Origin of the sequence: Cryobacterium sp. TMT2-4 (genome assembly GCF_004402575.1) — a bacterium.
GTDB lineage: Bacteria > Actinomycetota > Actinomycetes > Actinomycetales > Microbacteriaceae > Cryobacterium > Cryobacterium sandaracinum.
This window is the reverse complement of sequence record NZ_SOGE01000014.1, coordinates 69,413-85,282: the sequence shown is the minus strand read 5'-3', so window position 1 is coordinate 85,282 and position 15,870 is coordinate 69,413. Positions and strand designations below refer to the sequence as shown.

Here is a 15,870-nt window from a genome sequence, read left to right as displayed (position 1 = left end):
GGCCCTAGACGAGGTCTGGGGCAGGTGCAAAACTGACGCCATGACCGCGATCCGCAACACCCAGGCATCCTTCGAATACGCCGGCCTTCGGGCCCTATTCATCAATTGCACCCTCAAACGAAGCCCCGAAATCAGCCACACACAGGGCCTGATGAACCTCAGCATCAACCTGATGCACGAGCAGGGCGTCCACGTCGAGAATATCCGGGCCATCGACCACGACATCGCCTCGGGCGTCTACCCCGACATGACCGAACACGGCTGGGCGACGGATGCCTGGCCCGCCCTGTTCGACAAGGTGCGCGCCTCCGACATCGTCGTGATCGGCGGACCGATCTGGCTCGGCGACAACGGCTCGGTCACCAAGCGCGTGATCGAACGGCTCTATGCCATGTCGGGGGAGCTGAACGACAAGGGTCAGTACGTCTACTACGGCAAGGTGGGCGGGGCCGTCATCACCGGCAACGAGGACGGCGTGAAGCACTGCGCGTCGAACGTGCTCTATAGCTTGCAGCACATCGGCTTCACGATTCCGCCGGCGGCCGACGTCGGCTGGATCGGCGCGATCGGTCCGGGCCCGAGCTACCTGGACCCGGGTTCCGGGGGGCCGGACAGTGACTTCACGAACCGCAACGTGACCTTTATGACCTGGAACCTGATGCACCTGGCCGCAATGCTGAAGGCAAACGGCGGCATCCCCGCCTACGGGAACCTCCGCGCGGAGTGGGACGAGGGCGAGCGGTTCGGATTCCAGCCGAACCCGGAGTACCGATAGCGGCGTCGACGCGCCCGAAGTGAGGACACCATGACCGCGACCCCGCGCGAGGTGGCGTCGGCCTGCCCGCGGAGCCGCTTGCAGGTGCGGGTCACCGGCGGGATCGTGCGCGGCGTGGACGACAATGGCATTCGGCCTGGCGCGGCATCCCCTACGCTGCGCCACCCGTGGGCGAGCTGCGGTTCCGGGCCCCGCGGCCAGTGAGGAGTGCCTGAGTGTCAACGTGCTTCGGCCGGCGTCGGCGTCGCGTAGACGGCTGGGCCGCCCGGTGATGGTCTTTATCCACGCTGACCACCGCCGCGGTAGCCGACCTGACCCAGGCGGCCGTGGCGCTGCAGGCGCGCACGCCGGATGCCAGCCCGGGCACCTTCTGCCTGATCCCGGTGATCGACGTGGATTTCCTGCCCGAGCGGCCGCTCGACGCCTTCCGTCACGGGACCGCGCACCGGGTGCCGCTGATCATCGGCACCAAAGAGCGGGAGGGGTCGCTGTTCCGGGGCCGGGTGGACATCCTGCCGAAGTCGCCGACGCGTATCGCGGCCATCTTCGACCACGCCCCGGTGAGCCCGCACGACGCGATGCGCTCCGTCTACGCGAGCCTGCCGGCGAAACAGTCGTCGTCGGACTGCGGCGGGGATTTCGTGTTCTGGTATCCGGGCCTGCAGATCGGTGACTTCCACTCCCGGGTCGCGCCGGTCTATACGTACCGGTTCGACCTGGTCCCGCGGCTTAAGCACACGCTGGGCATCAGCGCCACACACGGAATCGAGCTGTTCGCCCTGTTCGACCACGTCGACGGCCCCACGGCCCGGGCCATGACCCTGCTCGGCGGGCGGGAACTCTTCATCAACGCGGGCGATCGGATGCGCCTGCACTGGCTTCGCTTCGCCTGCACAAGGCGGCCCGACGACACCTGGCCGACCTACTCGGAAACCGACCGGCTGACTCTGAGACGAGGTCGGTCGCATCGAACCGGATCCGCGAGGAGAGCGGCGGGCGGTCTGGCAGGAGTTCCTGCCGAACTTCTAGCGGGTAGCGGCGGTTGAGCCCGTCGGCGTGAGCTCCCCAGTTGAGCTCCCCGGTTGAGCTCCCCGGCATTCCTGCGCCGGCCCCCGGCCGAACGAATTCGACGGAGATTTTGCTCAGAACCGGCCCAGAACATCCGTTTGGGCTCGAAATCGGTAAAATCTCCGTCGAATTCGTTAGGGAGCCCGCGGTGCCTGAGGCGCGCACCGACGGATGCACGTGGTCGGCCAACCACGGCACCGCGCCGACCGAATTACTTTCTATACTCATGCAGAACCTATTGACTTATCATTAGTACACATCTACTATTACGGTATGGCTGGAGCCCCCACTCCGCACCACCCCACCGCCTCACCGCAGGCGGTGCCTTCCCTCGCGCAGGCACCCCTCGCGCAGGCACCCCGTGCACAGTCACCCCGTGCACAATCACCCCTCGTGCAGCAGCTGCAGCAGGCCCGTGATCTGGCCGCGGCCGTGCTCGACTCGGTGTCTTTCTCGCTCCTGGGCGAGGCGGACGCGATGATGGTGCTGGGCACGGTCGAAGACCTCGGCCGCCGGGTCGATGCGGCCAGGGTCGCCTCCGCCGCTGACATTTCGGTGCGGTCCCGCCGCATCCTGGGCCATGAGTCCCTGGCGTATAAGAACGGGGCCAGCAGCGGCATCGATCTGATCACCCGTCTGAGCCGCGTCTCTTCCCGGGAGGCGAACCGGCGGGTGCGCCTGGGCGAGAACGTCACGCCGCGCCGGGCGGGCACCAGCATGTTGCCGCCCTACTACCCGGCCGTGGCGGACGCCCTCACCGCCGGGGAACTCGGCGTGGACGCGGCCGAGAACATCGTCACGGCCCTCGACCAGGTCGCGGCCCGGGTCGCGCCCGACGAGCTCGGCACCGCCGAACGTGCCCTGGTGGCCAGTGCCACCGGCGCCGTCACCGACGACACCCGCGGCCTGCCCGGGGAGGGGTTCGCGTTCCCTGCGGACCTGGTGCGGGGCATGGCCAGCCAGTGGCAGGCTCGCCTCGATCCCGACGGCACCGCCCCCAACGAGCCCGTCGCCGAGGCCCGCAGCACTGTCGGGTTCGGGCTCTTCCGCGACGGCCTCTACCCGCTCCGCGGCGGAGTCACGCCGGAGCTCCGCGGCATCATGAACGCCATCTTCGACACGTACCTCTCCGCTCACGCGGCGCCCAAGTTTCCGACCGAAGAAGAACAGGCGCGCATGGCGGCCGGGCAGCTGATCCCGGGGGCGGAGGCCGCGGCCCTCAGCGACGACCGTAACGGTGGTCAGAAACGCGCCGACATCCTCCGTGGTGTGTTCGAAGCCGCCACCCGTGACGCGGGGACCCCGACCATGGGCGGCGCCGCCCCCACCGTCATGATCCACGTCAACCAGGCCGACCTTACCGCCGACCATGGGGTGGGTTGGATCGACGGCGTCGAAGCGCCGATCTCGCTGACAAGTGTGAAGCAGGCGCTCTGCGCCGGCGGATTTCAGGAGATCCGGTTCGGGCCGCACAACGAGGTCCTCAGCCTCAGCACCGAGAATCGTTTCTTCAACCGGGCCCAACGCCGCGCCATCGCCGCCCGCGACGGCGGCTGCACCATCCCCGGCTGCACCGTGCCCGCCGCCTGGTGCGAAGTACACCACGTCACCCCCTGGCACCGCGGCGGAAAAACCAAGATCGACAACGGGGTCCTGTTGTGCTGGTACCACCACCACAGCATCGACACCTCCGGCTGGAACATCCGCATGATCCGCGGCACACCCCAAGTCCGGGCACCCTACTGCTACGACCCCACCCGCACCTGGCGACCTGCGGGAGGGGACCGGTTGGGGGCTCGACAGGCTCAACCAACGTTGGCGTGATTTTTCGGGATCGGGTCACCAAATGGCTCAGACACGGACGTTGGTTAGAGCCTCCGGAATCAAGTCACAGGTGCGTTCCGGGACAGAAAAACCCCCGCACCCAGTGAGAAAAACCGGGATGCGGAGGAACGAGAAGCGCGGAGACGGTGGGATTTGAACCCACGGTACCCCGTGAAGGGTACTCCACCTTAGCAGGGTGGTGCACTAAGCCGTACTATGCGACGTCTCCTTGGTGTCTGCAGCGCAAACCCACGTAGGCAAGCATAACGGTACTGACGGCATCCGCACGAACCGAGGACTGCGGGCGCCGCCCGGAGGCTACTGGTCCTCGAGCGACCGGCCTGCAGAGCAGGTGACGTCTCCGGCGGTCTGGCCCTGGACTGAATCGGAAAGCACTGCGGTCGGGGGCGTCGCGGCCGGATCCGGGACCGGTGCGGCCGGATCGGTCGTGGCATCGGGATCCGGGATCGCAGCCGGGTCCTCCGCAGCCGGGTCTCCGGCCAATTGGAGCGAGTCGTCATCTTCGACGGCGGTGAACAGGTCGTCGAAGTCCGGCTGGATCGGTTCCACGCCGCCGTCAACATTGCCGGTCGGGGCCTGCACGAAGACCACCTTGCTGAGGTCGATGTCCTTCAGGGCCACGGCGATCGACGCCAGGGTGGAGACGTCGTTGAGACTCGTGGACAGGTTCATGTTGGCCGTGACGGCCTTGGCCAGCGAGTACACCTTGACGGGATCGGAGAGTGTGGACGCACTCTTCACGGTTCGTACGAGGGAGGACAGGAACACCTGCTGGTTGCTGATCCGCGTCAGGTCGCTGCCGTCGCCGACGCCATGGCGGGTGCGCAGGAACTGCAGCGCCTCCAGACCCTCGAGCGTGTGCATTCCGGCCGGAAGGTAGGTGTTCGTGTACTCGTCTTCGATGTCTTCGGCGACACAGACCGGCACGCCGCCGACGGCCGTCGACATGGCCATGACGCCGTCGAACTGCACCTCTGCCGCATAGGGGATGCTCAAACCGGTGAGCTTCTCGACCGTGAGCACGGTGCAAGCCAGGCCACCGTAGGTGAGCGTGGTGTTGATTTTCTGGCTGCTCATCGCGTCGAAGGTGCCGCCGGCAGGGTCCGGGCACTCGGGGATGGGAACGTACATGTCCCGGGGGAAGCTGATCACGGAGGCGTTGGTGTGGTCTTCGGAGATGTGCAGCAGCATGGTGACATCGTTGAGGTCGCCGGTGGAATCCTCCGGCCCGAACGAGGCATCCTGACCCTTTCGGCTGTCACTGCCGACCACCAGCAGGTTCACGCCGCCCGGGATCGCATCGATCTTGGGGGCGGGACCCTCGGTCTCGTTGGCCAGGGGCACGCTCTCCTGCACACTCGACGCGACATCGTAGGTCGCGATCGCGGCGACGGATGCACCACTCACGAGCAGCACGGCCAGTGACGCGGCGAGCACCTTGGCCACGGTCACGAACGGGTTGGAGCGGCGCAGCCGGCCATGGCGGGCGATGGTACTGAGCTTCTTCGATCGTGTCGAGCGGGGGCGTAATTCGTCGCTCACTCAGGTCCCTTCGTTTGTGCAGGTCGTGCAGAATCGAGGTGCGGAGGGCGTGGGATTCGAACCCACGAGACATCTCTGCCCACCAGTTTTCAAGACTGGCTCCATCGGCCGCTCGGACAGCCCTCCCGGTTCGCTGCCCGCGGTGCTGGTATAACACGCGGTCGCGGACTAACGAATACCGACCGATTCTAGCCGCTTGCAGGCTCACCACAGTGCCAGAGGATGCTGGCAGCGGGCTGGGCACCGCCTACAGGCTGCTCAGAACGAGCGCGAGCCCATCTTCGTGAACGGCGCCGGTGATCTCGCCGGCCGCCGCGAGCACCTCGTGCGGAGCCTGCCCCATGGCTACTCCCCGACCCTGGACCGACGCCCACTGCAGCATCTCGATGTCGTTGCGCCCGTCGCCGACGGCCATCACGCGGCTCCGCGGAATCCCGAACTCGGCGCGCACCCGCTCCATGGCGGTGGCCTTGTTCACGCCGTCGGGGGCGATATCGAGCCAGGCAGTCCAGCCGATCGCGTAGCTCACCCGGTTCAGCCCCATCCGGTCGACGATCTGAAGAAAATCCTCCATGTCGTGGTCAGGCGAGATGACGACCACCCGGGTGGCGTCCTGGCGCAGCAGATCGTCGAACTCGACGTGCTCGCTATCCAGCCCGATCGTGGCATCCGGGAACGGCTCCGTGTAGCGGTAGAAGCCGCGCTCGTCTTCGACGGCGTACCTGGCACCGACCAGGTGCGAGCGGATCTGCATCAACACATCGGTCGGATCGAAGGTCTCGACCCATTCGCGCCGGTACCCGGTGGGGGAAGCCGGGTCGCGGTGCAGGGTGATCGCACCGTTCGAGCAGACCACGAAGCGCGGGGTGATGTCCAGGCGCTCGAGCACGGGGAGCGTGGTGGCGGACGAGCGCCCGGTGGCGAGCATGACCTCATGACCGGCCGCGGCGAGCCGCCGCACCTGGTCGAGGACGCCGTCGCTGATCGTGCCGTTCTCGTGCATGGTGGTGCCGTCGATGTCGAGGGCCACCAGCCAGGGGGCATCCGTCGGCGTCGTCATGCGCCCACCGGCCGAATGACGTCGAGGCCGCCCAGCCAGGGGCGCAGCGCCTCGGGCATGAGTACCGAGCCATCCGCCTGTTGGTGCGTTTCGAGCAGGGCCACAATCCAGCGGGTCGTCGCCAGGGTGCCGTTGAGGGTTGCGACCGGCGTGGTCTTGCCCGACTCGGTGCGGTAACGGATATCGAGCCGGCGCGCCTGGTAGGTCGTGCAGTTGCTCGTGCTGGTCAGTTCGCGGTAGGCGTTCTGGGTGGGGACCCACGCCTCGATGTCGAACTTGCGGGCGGCGCTGGAGCCGAGGTCGCCGGCGGCCACGTCGATGACGCGGTAGCTGAGGCCGAGCGCCTGGAGCATGTCCTCCTGCAGGGCGACGAGGCGGTCGTGCTCGGCCTCGGCATTCTCCGGCAGCACGTAGGTGAACATCTCCAGCTTGTTGAACTGGTGCACCCGGATGATGCCGCGGGTGTCCTTGCCGCCCGAACCGGCCTCGCGCCGATAGCAGGTGGACCAGCCGGCGTAGCGGAGCGGTCCGCCGGACAGGTCCAGGATCTCGTCCGAGTGGTAGCCGGCGAGCGCGACCTCGCTGGTGCCGGTGAGGTAGAGGTCGTCGGCGGGGAGGAAGTAGACCTCGTCGGCGTGCTCGCCGAGGAACCCGGTGCCGTCCATGATCTCGGGCCGCACCAGGGTGGGCGTGATCAGGGGGATGAAGCCGGCCGCCAGCGCCCGGTCGAGCGCCATGTTCATCAGCGCGATCTCGAGGCGGGCGCCGATGCCGCGCAGGAAGTAGAACCGGGCGCCGGACACTTTGGCCCCTCGGGCCATGTCGATGGCACCGAGCAGTTCGCCCAGCTCGAGGTGGTCGCGCGGCTCGAAGTCGAAGGCGGGCACGGCGCCATGGGTGCGGAGGGTGACGAAGTTCTCTTCACCGCCGGCCGGTACGCCGTCGATGACGGGGTTCGCGAGGGTGCGCACGACCGCGGTGAACAGCGCCTCGGCCTCGCTCGAGGCGGCCGCGGCGGACTTGACGTCGGCAGCGAGGCTCTGTGCCTGGGCGACGAGGGCCTTCTTCTCCGCGGGAGGCGCGGAGGCCACTTGCTTGCCGAACTGGTTCTGGGCGGCACGCAGCGCCTCGAACGCCCGGATAGTGGCGCGACGCTCCGCGTCGGCGGCGAGCGCGTCGTCGACCGCCTCGACCGACGCACCGCGCGCTTTCTGCGAACGCTTGATGAGGTCAGGATTCTCTCGCAGCAGCACAGGATCAATCACCGAATCAGTCTACAAGCGCATGGTCCGGCACCTTGCTAGCCTTACCGCGTGGATACTCCCGATCAACCGACAGTTGTTCGGCGGGCGGCAATCGTCTACAACCCCACCAAAGTCGACCTGGACCGCCTGCGGGCGAGCGTGGCCCGCGCGGAGACCGCGTCGGACTGGGCCGGCTCGCTCTGGCTCCCGACCGCCGCGGACGACGCCGGCAGGCAAGCCGCCCGGCTCGCCCTGGCGAAGGGTGCGTCCCTGGTGCTCGTGGCGGGCGGCGACGGCACGATTCGCGCGATCGCCGACGTGCTCCGTGGCTCCGGTGTGCCCCTGGCCATCGTGCCCCTCGGCACCGGCAATCTGCTGGCCCGCAACCTGGGCCTGCCGCTGTCGAACCTTGACGAGGCCACCATGGTTGCCTTCACGGGCGGAAACAAGCCGATCGACGTGGGTGTGGCATCCGTGCGCACCGACGACGGCGCCCTGGCCGACCACGTCTTCCTCGTGATGGCGGGCATCGGCATCGACGCCCAGATGGTCGTGAGCACGCGGCCCGAACTGAAGCGGGCGGTGGGCTGGCTGGCCTACGTCGACGCCGTGGCGCGCGTGCTCCCCCGGGTCAAGCCGTTCCAGATCCGGTACAGCCTGAACGGGCGCCCGCACCGGCCGGCGCACGTGAGCACCATCCTGATCGGCAATTGCGGCCTGCTGCCGGGAAATATCCAGATTCTGCCGGATGCCCGCCTCGACGACGGCATCCTCGACATCGCCATGCTGCAGCCCAAGGGTGTGCTCGGCTGGCTCACAATCTGGCGCCGGGTGACGTGGGAGAACGGCGTTCTGCGCCGCTCGGCGGCCGGGCGTCGCATCATCGAGCGAACCGAATCGACCACTGCACGGGTGCTGACGACGCTGCACGCCGCCGATATCCGGATCGTGCTGGTCGAGGCGCAGGAGTTCGAGGTGGACGGCGACGCGCTCGGCCCGGTGCGCTCGGTGTCCCTGCGCACCGACCCTGCCGCCCTCGTCCTGCGGGTTCCCGTCGCGGCCTGAGGGCCGGGCCGGGCTGGACTGGGCTGGGCTGGGCTGGGCTGGGCAGGGCTGGTGGGACCGTCAGACCGCGGGCTCGCCGAGCAGGCCGCGCAGCCAGGCGCGCGCACCGATGAAAACGTTGTCGTTGTAGCGCGAGGTGAACTCGATCGGCTGCTTGTCGGCCCGCGGGTACGAGCCGAGGAAGATCACCTGGGGGCTGAACCGGCGCAGGCCGAGCAGCGCGTCGGCCACGCGTTCGTCGTGGATATGACCGTCGGCATCGATCACGAACCGGTAGCGCCCCAGGGCGTCGCCGATGGGGCGCGACTGGATCAGGCTGAGGTTGACGCCCCGGGTGGCGAACTGCTCGAGCATCTCGAGCAGGGCGCCTGAGCGGTCTTCGGGCAGCTCCACGATCAGGCTGGTCTTGTCGGCGCCAGTGCGGGGCGGCACGGTGGTGGTTCGGCTGACGAGCACGAAGCGGGTGACCGCGTTGGCGTTGTCGCCGATACTGCGGGCGAGCACGACCACATCGTGGTGCTTCTCGATGCCGGGCGGGGCGATGGCAGCATCCGCCTGCCCTGATTCGACCAGCGACGCGGCGGCGGCCACGTTGCTCGACGCCGGAAGGTGGCCGTGGTGCGGCAGATTGGATTCCAGCCAGCGGCGGCACTGCGCATAGGCGACCGGATGCGCGTTGACGATCTTCACATCGGCCAGCGCGGTGCCCGGGCGAGCCACCAGGACGAAGTTCACCGGAACCAGGTACTCGCCGATGATGCGCAGGTCGGGCACGCTCGCGAGGGCATCCTGCGTGGCGGACACGCCACCGTCGACGGAGTTCTCGATCGCGATCATCGCGGCCACACTGCGGCCGGACACGACGTCGTCGAACGCCTCGCCGACATTGTTCACGGCCCGCCACGGCTTGCCCTGGGCTTCGACGACCTGGGTGAGGGCTGCCTCGGTGAAGGTGCCCGTCGGCCCAAGGAAGCTGTAGCTGACATTGCGCGACTCGGACATGCAGATCAGCCTAGTTGCAGTGCAAGACTGGACACCATGAACGAACGCGCGGGCACAGCGGCCCTGGAATCTGACCTTGTCGATGTCGAAGCGCTGGTGAAGGCGTACTACGACCTGAAACCGGATGTCACGGTGCCAGGCCAGCGAGTGGCCTTCGGCACCTCCGGTCACCGAGGGAGCTCCCTCAACACGGCCTTCAATGAAGACCACATCATCGCGACCACGCAGGCGATCGTTGAATTCCGCGCCATGCAGGGCATCACCGGGCCGCTCTTCATCGGCACCGACCCGCACGCCCTGAGCGCGCCAGCCTATACGACCGCCCTCGAAGTGCTCGTCGCGAACGGCGTGCGCGTGCTGGTCGACGAGTTCGACGACTATGTGCCTACTCCGGCCCTCTCGCACGCGATCCTGGCCTACAACCGGGCCGGGAACAGCGACGAGGCCGATGGGATCGTGGTCACCCCGAGCCACAACCCGCCCTCCGACGGCGGCTTCAAATACAACCCACCGCACGGCGGACCGGCCGACAGCGACGCCACCTCGTGGATCGCCGCCCGGGCCAACGAACTCATCGCCGCCGGGCTCAATGATGTCAAAAAGAGCGAGCCCAGCGCGGTCGAGACCTACGACTTCCGCGGTGGGTACGTGAATGACCTTGAGAACATCATCGACATGGCCGCCATCAAGGCCAGCGGCATTCGTATCGGAGCCGACCCGCTCGGCGGCGCGAGCGTGGGCTACTGGGGTGCGATTCGCGACCGCTACGAGCTCAACCTGACCGTGATCAACCCCCACGTCGACCCCACCTGGCGCTTCATGACCCTGGACTGGGACGGCAAGATCCGGATGGATCCGTCGAGCCCGTCCGTGATGGCATCCGTCGCCGCCCACAAGGACGAGTTCGACATCGTCACCGGCAACGACGCCGACGCCGACCGGCACGGTATCGTCACCCCCGACGGCGGGCTGATGAACCCGAACCACTTCCTGGCCGTGGCCATCGACTACCTGTACAGCCACCGCGAAGGCTGGCGGGCGGATGCCGCGATCGGCAAGACGCTCGTCTCCTCCACCATGATCGACCGCGTCGCGGGTTTCCTCGGCCGCGACCTCTGGGAGGTGCCGGTCGGATTCAAGTGGTTCGTTCCGGGCCTGATCGACGGCTCGGTCGCCTTCGGCGGCGAGGAGAGCGCCGGCGCCAGCTTCGTGCGCTTCGACGGAACCGTCTGGACCACCGATAAAGACGGCATCCTGCTGGCCCTGCTCGCCTCGGAGATTCTCGCCGTGACCGGCAAGACGCCCAGCCAACGCTACGCCGAGCTGGCCGAGCACTTCGGCGACCCGGCCTACGCTCGCGTGGACGCGGCCGCGACGCCCGCCCAGAAGGCGCAGCTGTCCAAGCTCGACGGAGCCGCCATCACTGCCACCGAACTCGCCGGCGAGAAGATCATCGCCAAGCTGAGTCACGCTCCCGGCAACGGTGCGGCAATCGGCGGCGTCAAGGTCGTCACCGAGAACGCCTGGTTCGCGGCCCGGCCGAGTGGCACCGAGGACGTTTACAAGATCTACGCCGAGTCCTTCACTGGCCCGGAACACCTGAAGCAGGTGCAGATCGAGGCCAAGGCCATCGTCGACGGCGCCATCGCCTGACGCGTCTGATCCGGACCGGCTTGACCACCGCGGCGGTCGAGCCTGTCGGGACCGGAGATCAGCGGTAGGGAGTGCTTCGGTACCTAGGGAATGCTCCAGTAGTACGCCGTGGCGCCCGGGTGCTTCTCGGTGATCGCGTAGTCAACCGACCGGAAGTCGGTGTCGTCGGTGTGGCCGGCATAGTAGATCTGGATGTCGTCGCCCGACCCCTCGATCCGGGTGACGACCCCGGTGTGGTCGCGGTCCCCGGAGTTGTCCCAGTCGAACTGGGCGACGTCGCCGAGCTTGACCTGGTCGCGCTGGTCATCCGTCAGGGCGGTGGCGCGGCCGGACTGCGCGACGTAGTCCCGGAAAGCGGTTGAGCTGATCCACGGTGACGAGGTGTCGAAGTCGGAGCCGATTCCCTCTGCGTACCACTGGTCGTCCATGGTCCAGCCCCGCTCAATCAGGGATTGGCTGGTGAAATTGACGCAGTCGTTGTCGGTGATGACGCCGTAGCCATCCGTGTTGTAGTCGGTCCAGTGGGCGAGCATGTAACTCACCTGCGCCTGCACCTGGGCGTCGATGGGAACCGGCTCTGCGGCCTCCGCGGGGGCGACCCGATCTGTGGCCGTCGCGTCAGACGCGGCCGCATCGGCCTTCGGCGCCGTTTGCGTGGAGTCAGCAGCCGGGGTCGGAGTCGCCGAGACGACGGGTTTATCCCCAGTCACCCCGGCCACGGCGGCCGTTCCGGCCACGAGGCCGCCCAGAACGAGCACGGCAGCGACGATGCGGAAGCGTCGGGTCAGAACCACAGATTTCTCTCTTCGTTCGGGGTGCCACCGGGGTGTGTGGCAGACACGCCCTGTTCGGGGGACGGTTCCCAGATAATCACACTTATCCGGGAAATGCCCGGGTGGACGACACACCGGCCCTGCGCCGATCAGGAAACGGGATTGGGGAACGAGATCAGTGGTAGCCGGGAGCCGCCGGGAGCCCGAAGAATTCCTCGAGGGTGGCGGTTCCGGTGGCGTGCATCTCCGTGGCCAGTTCCGTTCCGATGTAGCGGAAGTGCCAGGGCTCGTAGCCGTAGCCGGTGATGGCCACCTTGTCGGCCGGGTAGCGCAGCAGGAACCCGAAACGCCAGGCATTCCCGGCAAGCCACTGCCCCTGTGGGGTGTCGCCGAAGCAGGCATCCAGCGAACAGATCCGGGGCAGTGCGCTGATGTCGATGGCCAGACCGGTCTGGTGCTCGCTGTTTCCCGGCCGGGCCGTGCTGGTGTCGGCGAACGCCTGTCCGTTCGCGGCGACATCCGCGTCGTAGACCATCACCTGGGCCGCGAAGCTCCGGTAGGCGCTGTGGGACTGCAGCTTCAGCCCGGTCTCCGCCTCGAACGCGGAGAACAGGGCCACGGTTGCGTCCGACGCCTCCCGGCGAAGTTGCGGGCTCCAGACGTGAGCCACCGGGACGTCGACGAGGTCGGTCGGAGCGTAGTCGGTGGGGTTCAGCGGGCGGGTCTTGTCAACGACGACCCAGAGGCTGGCCGGGTCGTCGAGTGAGCGCGCGGAACGGTCAAAGGTAGGCATCACGGCCGGCTCCGGGGAACCTGTCGGGGCGGAACGAGGCGGGGTGGGGGTGGCGCTCGGTTCGACACGGGCAATCAGCGTCGGAGCGACGGCGGAACCGACGACGGGCGGCGCGGTTTCCCCGGTCAGGGCTCCGGCCGCCACCGCACCGGCGGCGAGTACAGAGATGGCGATGGACAGCACGACGATACGCCTCCGCCGTAACGGATGCGCGACCCCCACTGCCCGATCTGCCCACACGATGCTGAGCATAGACCGGAGCGGGTTCCCCCAGCCTCCGACGGCCCGCAGGCGCTTGAAGATTGTTTGCCCATCGTGTAACTTTGCGCACAATGCAAACTTCTCCCGCTCTCGCCGCCCCGCCGCTGATGTCCCACCGGCAGATTCTCTTCGTCATCTTCGGACTGATGGCCGGAATGTTCCTCTCCGCCCTCGATCAGACCATTGTCGGAACATCGATGCGCACCATCGCCGACGACCTCGACGGCATGGCGCTGCAGGCCTGGGTGACGACCGCCTACCTGATCGTGTCGTGCATCAGCACGCCGATCTACGGCAAACTCAGCGACATTTTCGGGCGCCGCCCGCTGTTCCTGATCGCGATCACAATCTTCCTCATCGGCTCGCTCCTGGCCGGCCTGGCGAACTCGATGTACGAGCTCGCGATCTTCCGGGCCATCCAGGGGCTCGGCGCCGGCGGCCTGATGGCTCTCCCCCTGACGATCATGGGCGACATGCTGGCACCCCGGGAGCGGGCGAAATACCAGGGGTACTTCCTGGCCGTCTTCGGGGTCTCCAGCGTGATCGGCCCGCTCATCGGCGGCGTCCTGTCGGGCTCGGACACGATCCTCGGAATCACGGGCTGGCGGTGGGTCTTCCTGATCAACCTCCCGATCGGCATCATCGCCCTCGCAATCGTGCTGAAGTTTCTACACGTTCCCCACTTCGCCCGGCCCGTTCGCATCGACTGGTGGGGAGCGGTGACCGTGATCCTTGCAGCCGCGCCGCTGCTGCTCGTGGCCGAGCAGGGCCGCACCTGGGGCTGGGGTTCGATCCCCTCGATCGCCTGCTACGTGATCGGACTCTTCAGCATCGCGGCCTTCATCCTCGCCGAGCGGCTGATGGGCGACGACGCGCTCATCCCGCTGAAACTGTTCCGTTCGTCCACGTTCAGGATGGCGACCATCCTGGGCGTCTTCGTCGGCTTCGGCATGTTCGGCGCCATGATGACGGTGCCGCTCTACCTGCAGCTCGTGAACGGGGCCACCCCGACGGAGAGCGGCTTCCTGATGCTGCCGATGATCGCGGGCCTGATGATCTCCTCCATTGTGAGCGGCCAGCTGATCGCCCGTACCGGCCGCTACAAGGTTTTCCCCACCATCGGCACTGCCTTCATGTCGGCAGGCTTCCTGCTCTTCACATTCGCCACCGCCGACAAGCCGGTCGGATTCATGATGGCCGGGATGCTCCTGATCGGCCTCGGCCTCGGCCAGCTGATGCAGACGCTCACCATCGCCAGCCAGAATTCGGTCGGCCCTCGGGATATCGGCGTGGCCACATCCGCCGCGACGTTTTTCCGCCAGATCGGCGGCACGCTCGGCACCGCCGTGCTCTTTTCGGTGCTGTTCACCCGCATCCCCGACACGATCGGCGCGGCCTTCGACAACCCGACCATCGTCTCCGGGGTCAGGGACGCTGCAACGGACCCGGCCGTGCAGGCCGACCCGGCGAACACCGGCATCCTGGCCCTGTTGGCCAACCCGGGCAGCGTGGGCGGCGCCCTCGACGGCGACACCTCGTTCCTCAACACGGCCGACCCGCGGCTCGCAGAGCCGTTCCTCGTCGGCTTCAACGACGCATCCGTCACCGTCTTCTGGGTGAGCCTGGCCGTCGTGCTGGTCGCATTCGTACTGAGCTTCTTCCTCACGGCGCCGCCGCTGCGCAACACCTCCGCCCTGCAGGAGGCCGCGGACGAGAACGCGGCCGAGCTGACCGCGCAGGCCGAGCTGACCCGGGACGCGCAGCGGGCCGCCGACAGGATGGGCGCCCTGGTCGAGCCGGGGATCGACGTCGACGAGTTCGAGCGCGAGGCCCGCACCCAGCCCCGCTAGCACCCGAACGAATTCGACGGAGATTTTGCTCCTACCGCCCCATTTAGGCCTCAAATCGTCACTTTGTGGCAAAATCTCCGTCGAATGCGCACAGGGCGCGCAGTCACGGATGGCCCGGTCCGGGCGTTGGGGAATTGTGGGGACCGTCGGGGCGTTGTATTGGTAATGCGCATTGTTATTGCAGGTGGACATGGAAAAATCGCCCGGCAGCTCACGCGGGAGCTCACGAAGAACGGCCACGAGGTCCTCGGGCTGATCCGCACGGAGGAACAGAGGGCGGACCTCGTCGCTGACGGAGCCGTTCCGGTGGTGTTCGACCTCGAAAAGACCTCATCGGCCGAGGCGGCGCACCTCTTGGCCGGTGCCGACGTCGCGGTGTTCGCCGCGGGCGCCGGAGCCGACGGCAGCGAGGAGCGCCGTCAGGCCGTCGACTTCGGCGGCTCCGTGCGACTGGCCGACGCGGCTGAGTCCGCCGGCGTGGTGCGCTTCATCCAGATCTCGTCGACCGGCACCGAGAAGGTGCGGGACGGTCAGACCCCGGCGGATGTACCGGCGGACTTCCTGGGCTACCTGCAGGCCAAACTGGCGGCCGAGGAAGACCTGATCGCTCGGCCCCTGGCTTGGACGATCGTTCGCCCCGGCGGCCTCGTCGACGACGCAGGAACCGGACTGGTGCGCCTGAACCCGGCCGGCCCCGGCCTGCCGGAAGATCGCGCGACTGTGCCCCGCGCGGACGTCGCGGCCGTGCTGGCCGCACTCATCGAGACCGGCGCCGCCGAGCGCCGGGTGCTGCACCTGGTCTCCGGCGACGAACCCGTCGCTGTTGCCGTAGCCGCGTTCGCCTAAGGCTTCGGCCGCCAGGCGGGCCCCCGCCGGTCGACCCGGTGCACCTTCAGCCGACCCAGCGCCGGCCCTCCGCACAACACCGCGGGGGGCCGG

General features: G+C 67.7%; 14 protein-coding genes and 2 tRNA genes. 8 read left to right on the top strand and 8 right to left on the bottom strand.

Annotated elements, in window-relative coordinates:
* The first annotated feature begins 40 nt into the window (after window positions 1-40).
* From E3O54_RS04085 to E3O54_RS04065, 4 genes are all read left to right on the top strand, one after another.
* The gene (locus E3O54_RS04085; RefSeq protein ID WP_104099160.1) at window positions 41-775 is read left to right on the top strand and encodes a flavodoxin family protein; all 735 of its coding nucleotides are present in this window, start codon (window positions 41-43) and stop codon (window positions 773-775) included.
* 62 nt (window positions 776-837) lie between these two features.
* Complete coding sequence (locus tag E3O54_RS17275) at window positions 838-990, top strand: carboxylesterase family protein (RefSeq protein ID WP_134342576.1); 153 nt, start codon at window positions 838-840, stop codon at window positions 988-990.
* 111 nt (window positions 991-1,101) lie between these two features.
* The gene (locus tag E3O54_RS04070; protein WP_166785395.1) at window positions 1,102-1,821 is read left to right on the top strand and encodes a carboxylesterase family protein; all 720 of its coding nucleotides are present in this window, start codon (window positions 1,102-1,104) and stop codon (window positions 1,819-1,821) included.
* A gap of 295 nt (window positions 1,822-2,116) precedes the next feature.
* Window positions 2,117-3,667 (top strand): HNH endonuclease signature motif containing protein, encoded by a 1,551-nt coding sequence (locus E3O54_RS04065; RefSeq protein WP_166805192.1) that lies wholly within the window; start codon window positions 2,117-2,119, stop codon window positions 3,665-3,667.
* A gap of 138 nt (window positions 3,668-3,805) precedes the next feature.
* Here the strand turns inward: E3O54_RS04065 and E3O54_RS04060 are convergent.
* The 5 genes from E3O54_RS04060 to serS form a co-directional block, all read right to left on the bottom strand.
* Window positions 3,806-3,896: transfer RNA gene (locus tag E3O54_RS04060), tRNA-Ser, on the bottom strand.
* 89 nt (window positions 3,897-3,985) lie between these two features.
* On the bottom strand, window positions 3,986-5,230 hold the full coding sequence (locus tag E3O54_RS04055; RefSeq protein ID WP_104099894.1) for an LCP family protein: 1,245 nt from the start codon (window positions 5,228-5,230) through the stop codon (window positions 3,986-3,988).
* Between the two features lie 41 nt (window positions 5,231-5,271).
* Window positions 5,272-5,356: transfer RNA gene (locus E3O54_RS04050), tRNA-Ser, on the bottom strand.
* A gap of 121 nt (window positions 5,357-5,477) precedes the next feature.
* Window positions 5,478-6,290, bottom strand: coding sequence for an HAD family hydrolase (locus tag E3O54_RS04045; protein ID WP_104099895.1), 813 nt, complete (start codon window positions 6,288-6,290; stop codon window positions 5,478-5,480).
* On the bottom strand, window positions 6,287-7,555 hold the full coding sequence (gene serS, locus E3O54_RS04040; RefSeq protein WP_134400991.1) for a serine--tRNA ligase: 1,269 nt from the start codon (window positions 7,553-7,555) through the stop codon (window positions 6,287-6,289). The genes E3O54_RS04045 and serS overlap by 4 nt, the downstream gene beginning before the upstream one ends.
* A 48-nt stretch (window positions 7,556-7,603) precedes the next feature.
* On the opposite strand from serS, the gene E3O54_RS04035 reads away from it, so the two are divergent.
* Window positions 7,604-8,599 carry a diacylglycerol kinase family protein gene (locus E3O54_RS04035; protein WP_104099897.1) on the top strand — a complete coding sequence of 332 codons (996 nt, stop codon included), beginning with the start codon at window positions 7,604-7,606 and terminating at the stop codon, window positions 8,597-8,599.
* Window positions 8,600-8,659: 60 nt separating this feature from the next.
* On the opposite strand, the gene pheA is transcribed toward E3O54_RS04035, so the two are convergent.
* A complete protein-coding gene (gene pheA / locus E3O54_RS04030) occupies window positions 8,660-9,601 on the bottom strand; it encodes a prephenate dehydratase (RefSeq protein WP_104099898.1) in 942 nt (313 codons plus the stop codon).
* 36 nt (window positions 9,602-9,637) lie between these two features.
* Here pheA and pgm point away from each other — a divergent pair, with 36 nt between their 5' ends.
* Complete coding sequence (gene pgm / locus E3O54_RS04025; RefSeq protein WP_104099899.1) at window positions 9,638-11,254, top strand: phosphoglucomutase (alpha-D-glucose-1,6-bisphosphate-dependent); 1,617 nt, start codon at window positions 9,638-9,640, stop codon at window positions 11,252-11,254.
* Window positions 11,255-11,337: 83 nt separating this feature from the next.
* Here the strand turns inward: pgm and E3O54_RS04020 are convergent, their stop codons facing one another.
* Both E3O54_RS04020 and E3O54_RS04015 read right to left on the bottom strand, forming a co-directional pair.
* Window positions 11,338-12,048, bottom strand: a complete 711-nt coding sequence (locus E3O54_RS04020) for an amidase domain-containing protein (protein WP_134400990.1) — start codon at window positions 12,046-12,048, stop codon at window positions 11,338-11,340.
* Between the two features lie 154 nt (window positions 12,049-12,202).
* Window positions 12,203-13,003, bottom strand: a complete 801-nt coding sequence (locus E3O54_RS04015; protein ID WP_233191229.1) for a M15 family metallopeptidase — start codon at window positions 13,001-13,003, stop codon at window positions 12,203-12,205.
* Between the two features lie 149 nt (window positions 13,004-13,152).
* Between E3O54_RS04015 and E3O54_RS04010 the strand changes: the two genes are divergently transcribed.
* Both E3O54_RS04010 and E3O54_RS04005 read left to right on the top strand, forming a co-directional pair.
* On the top strand, window positions 13,153-14,931 hold the full coding sequence (locus tag E3O54_RS04010; RefSeq protein ID WP_233191231.1) for an MDR family MFS transporter: 1,779 nt from the start codon (window positions 13,153-13,155) through the stop codon (window positions 14,929-14,931).
* A gap of 165 nt (window positions 14,932-15,096) precedes the next feature.
* Window positions 15,097-15,777 (top strand): NAD(P)H-binding protein, encoded by a 681-nt coding sequence (locus E3O54_RS04005; RefSeq protein ID WP_104099902.1) that lies wholly within the window; start codon window positions 15,097-15,099, stop codon window positions 15,775-15,777.
* Window positions 15,778-15,870: the final 93 nt, after the last annotated feature.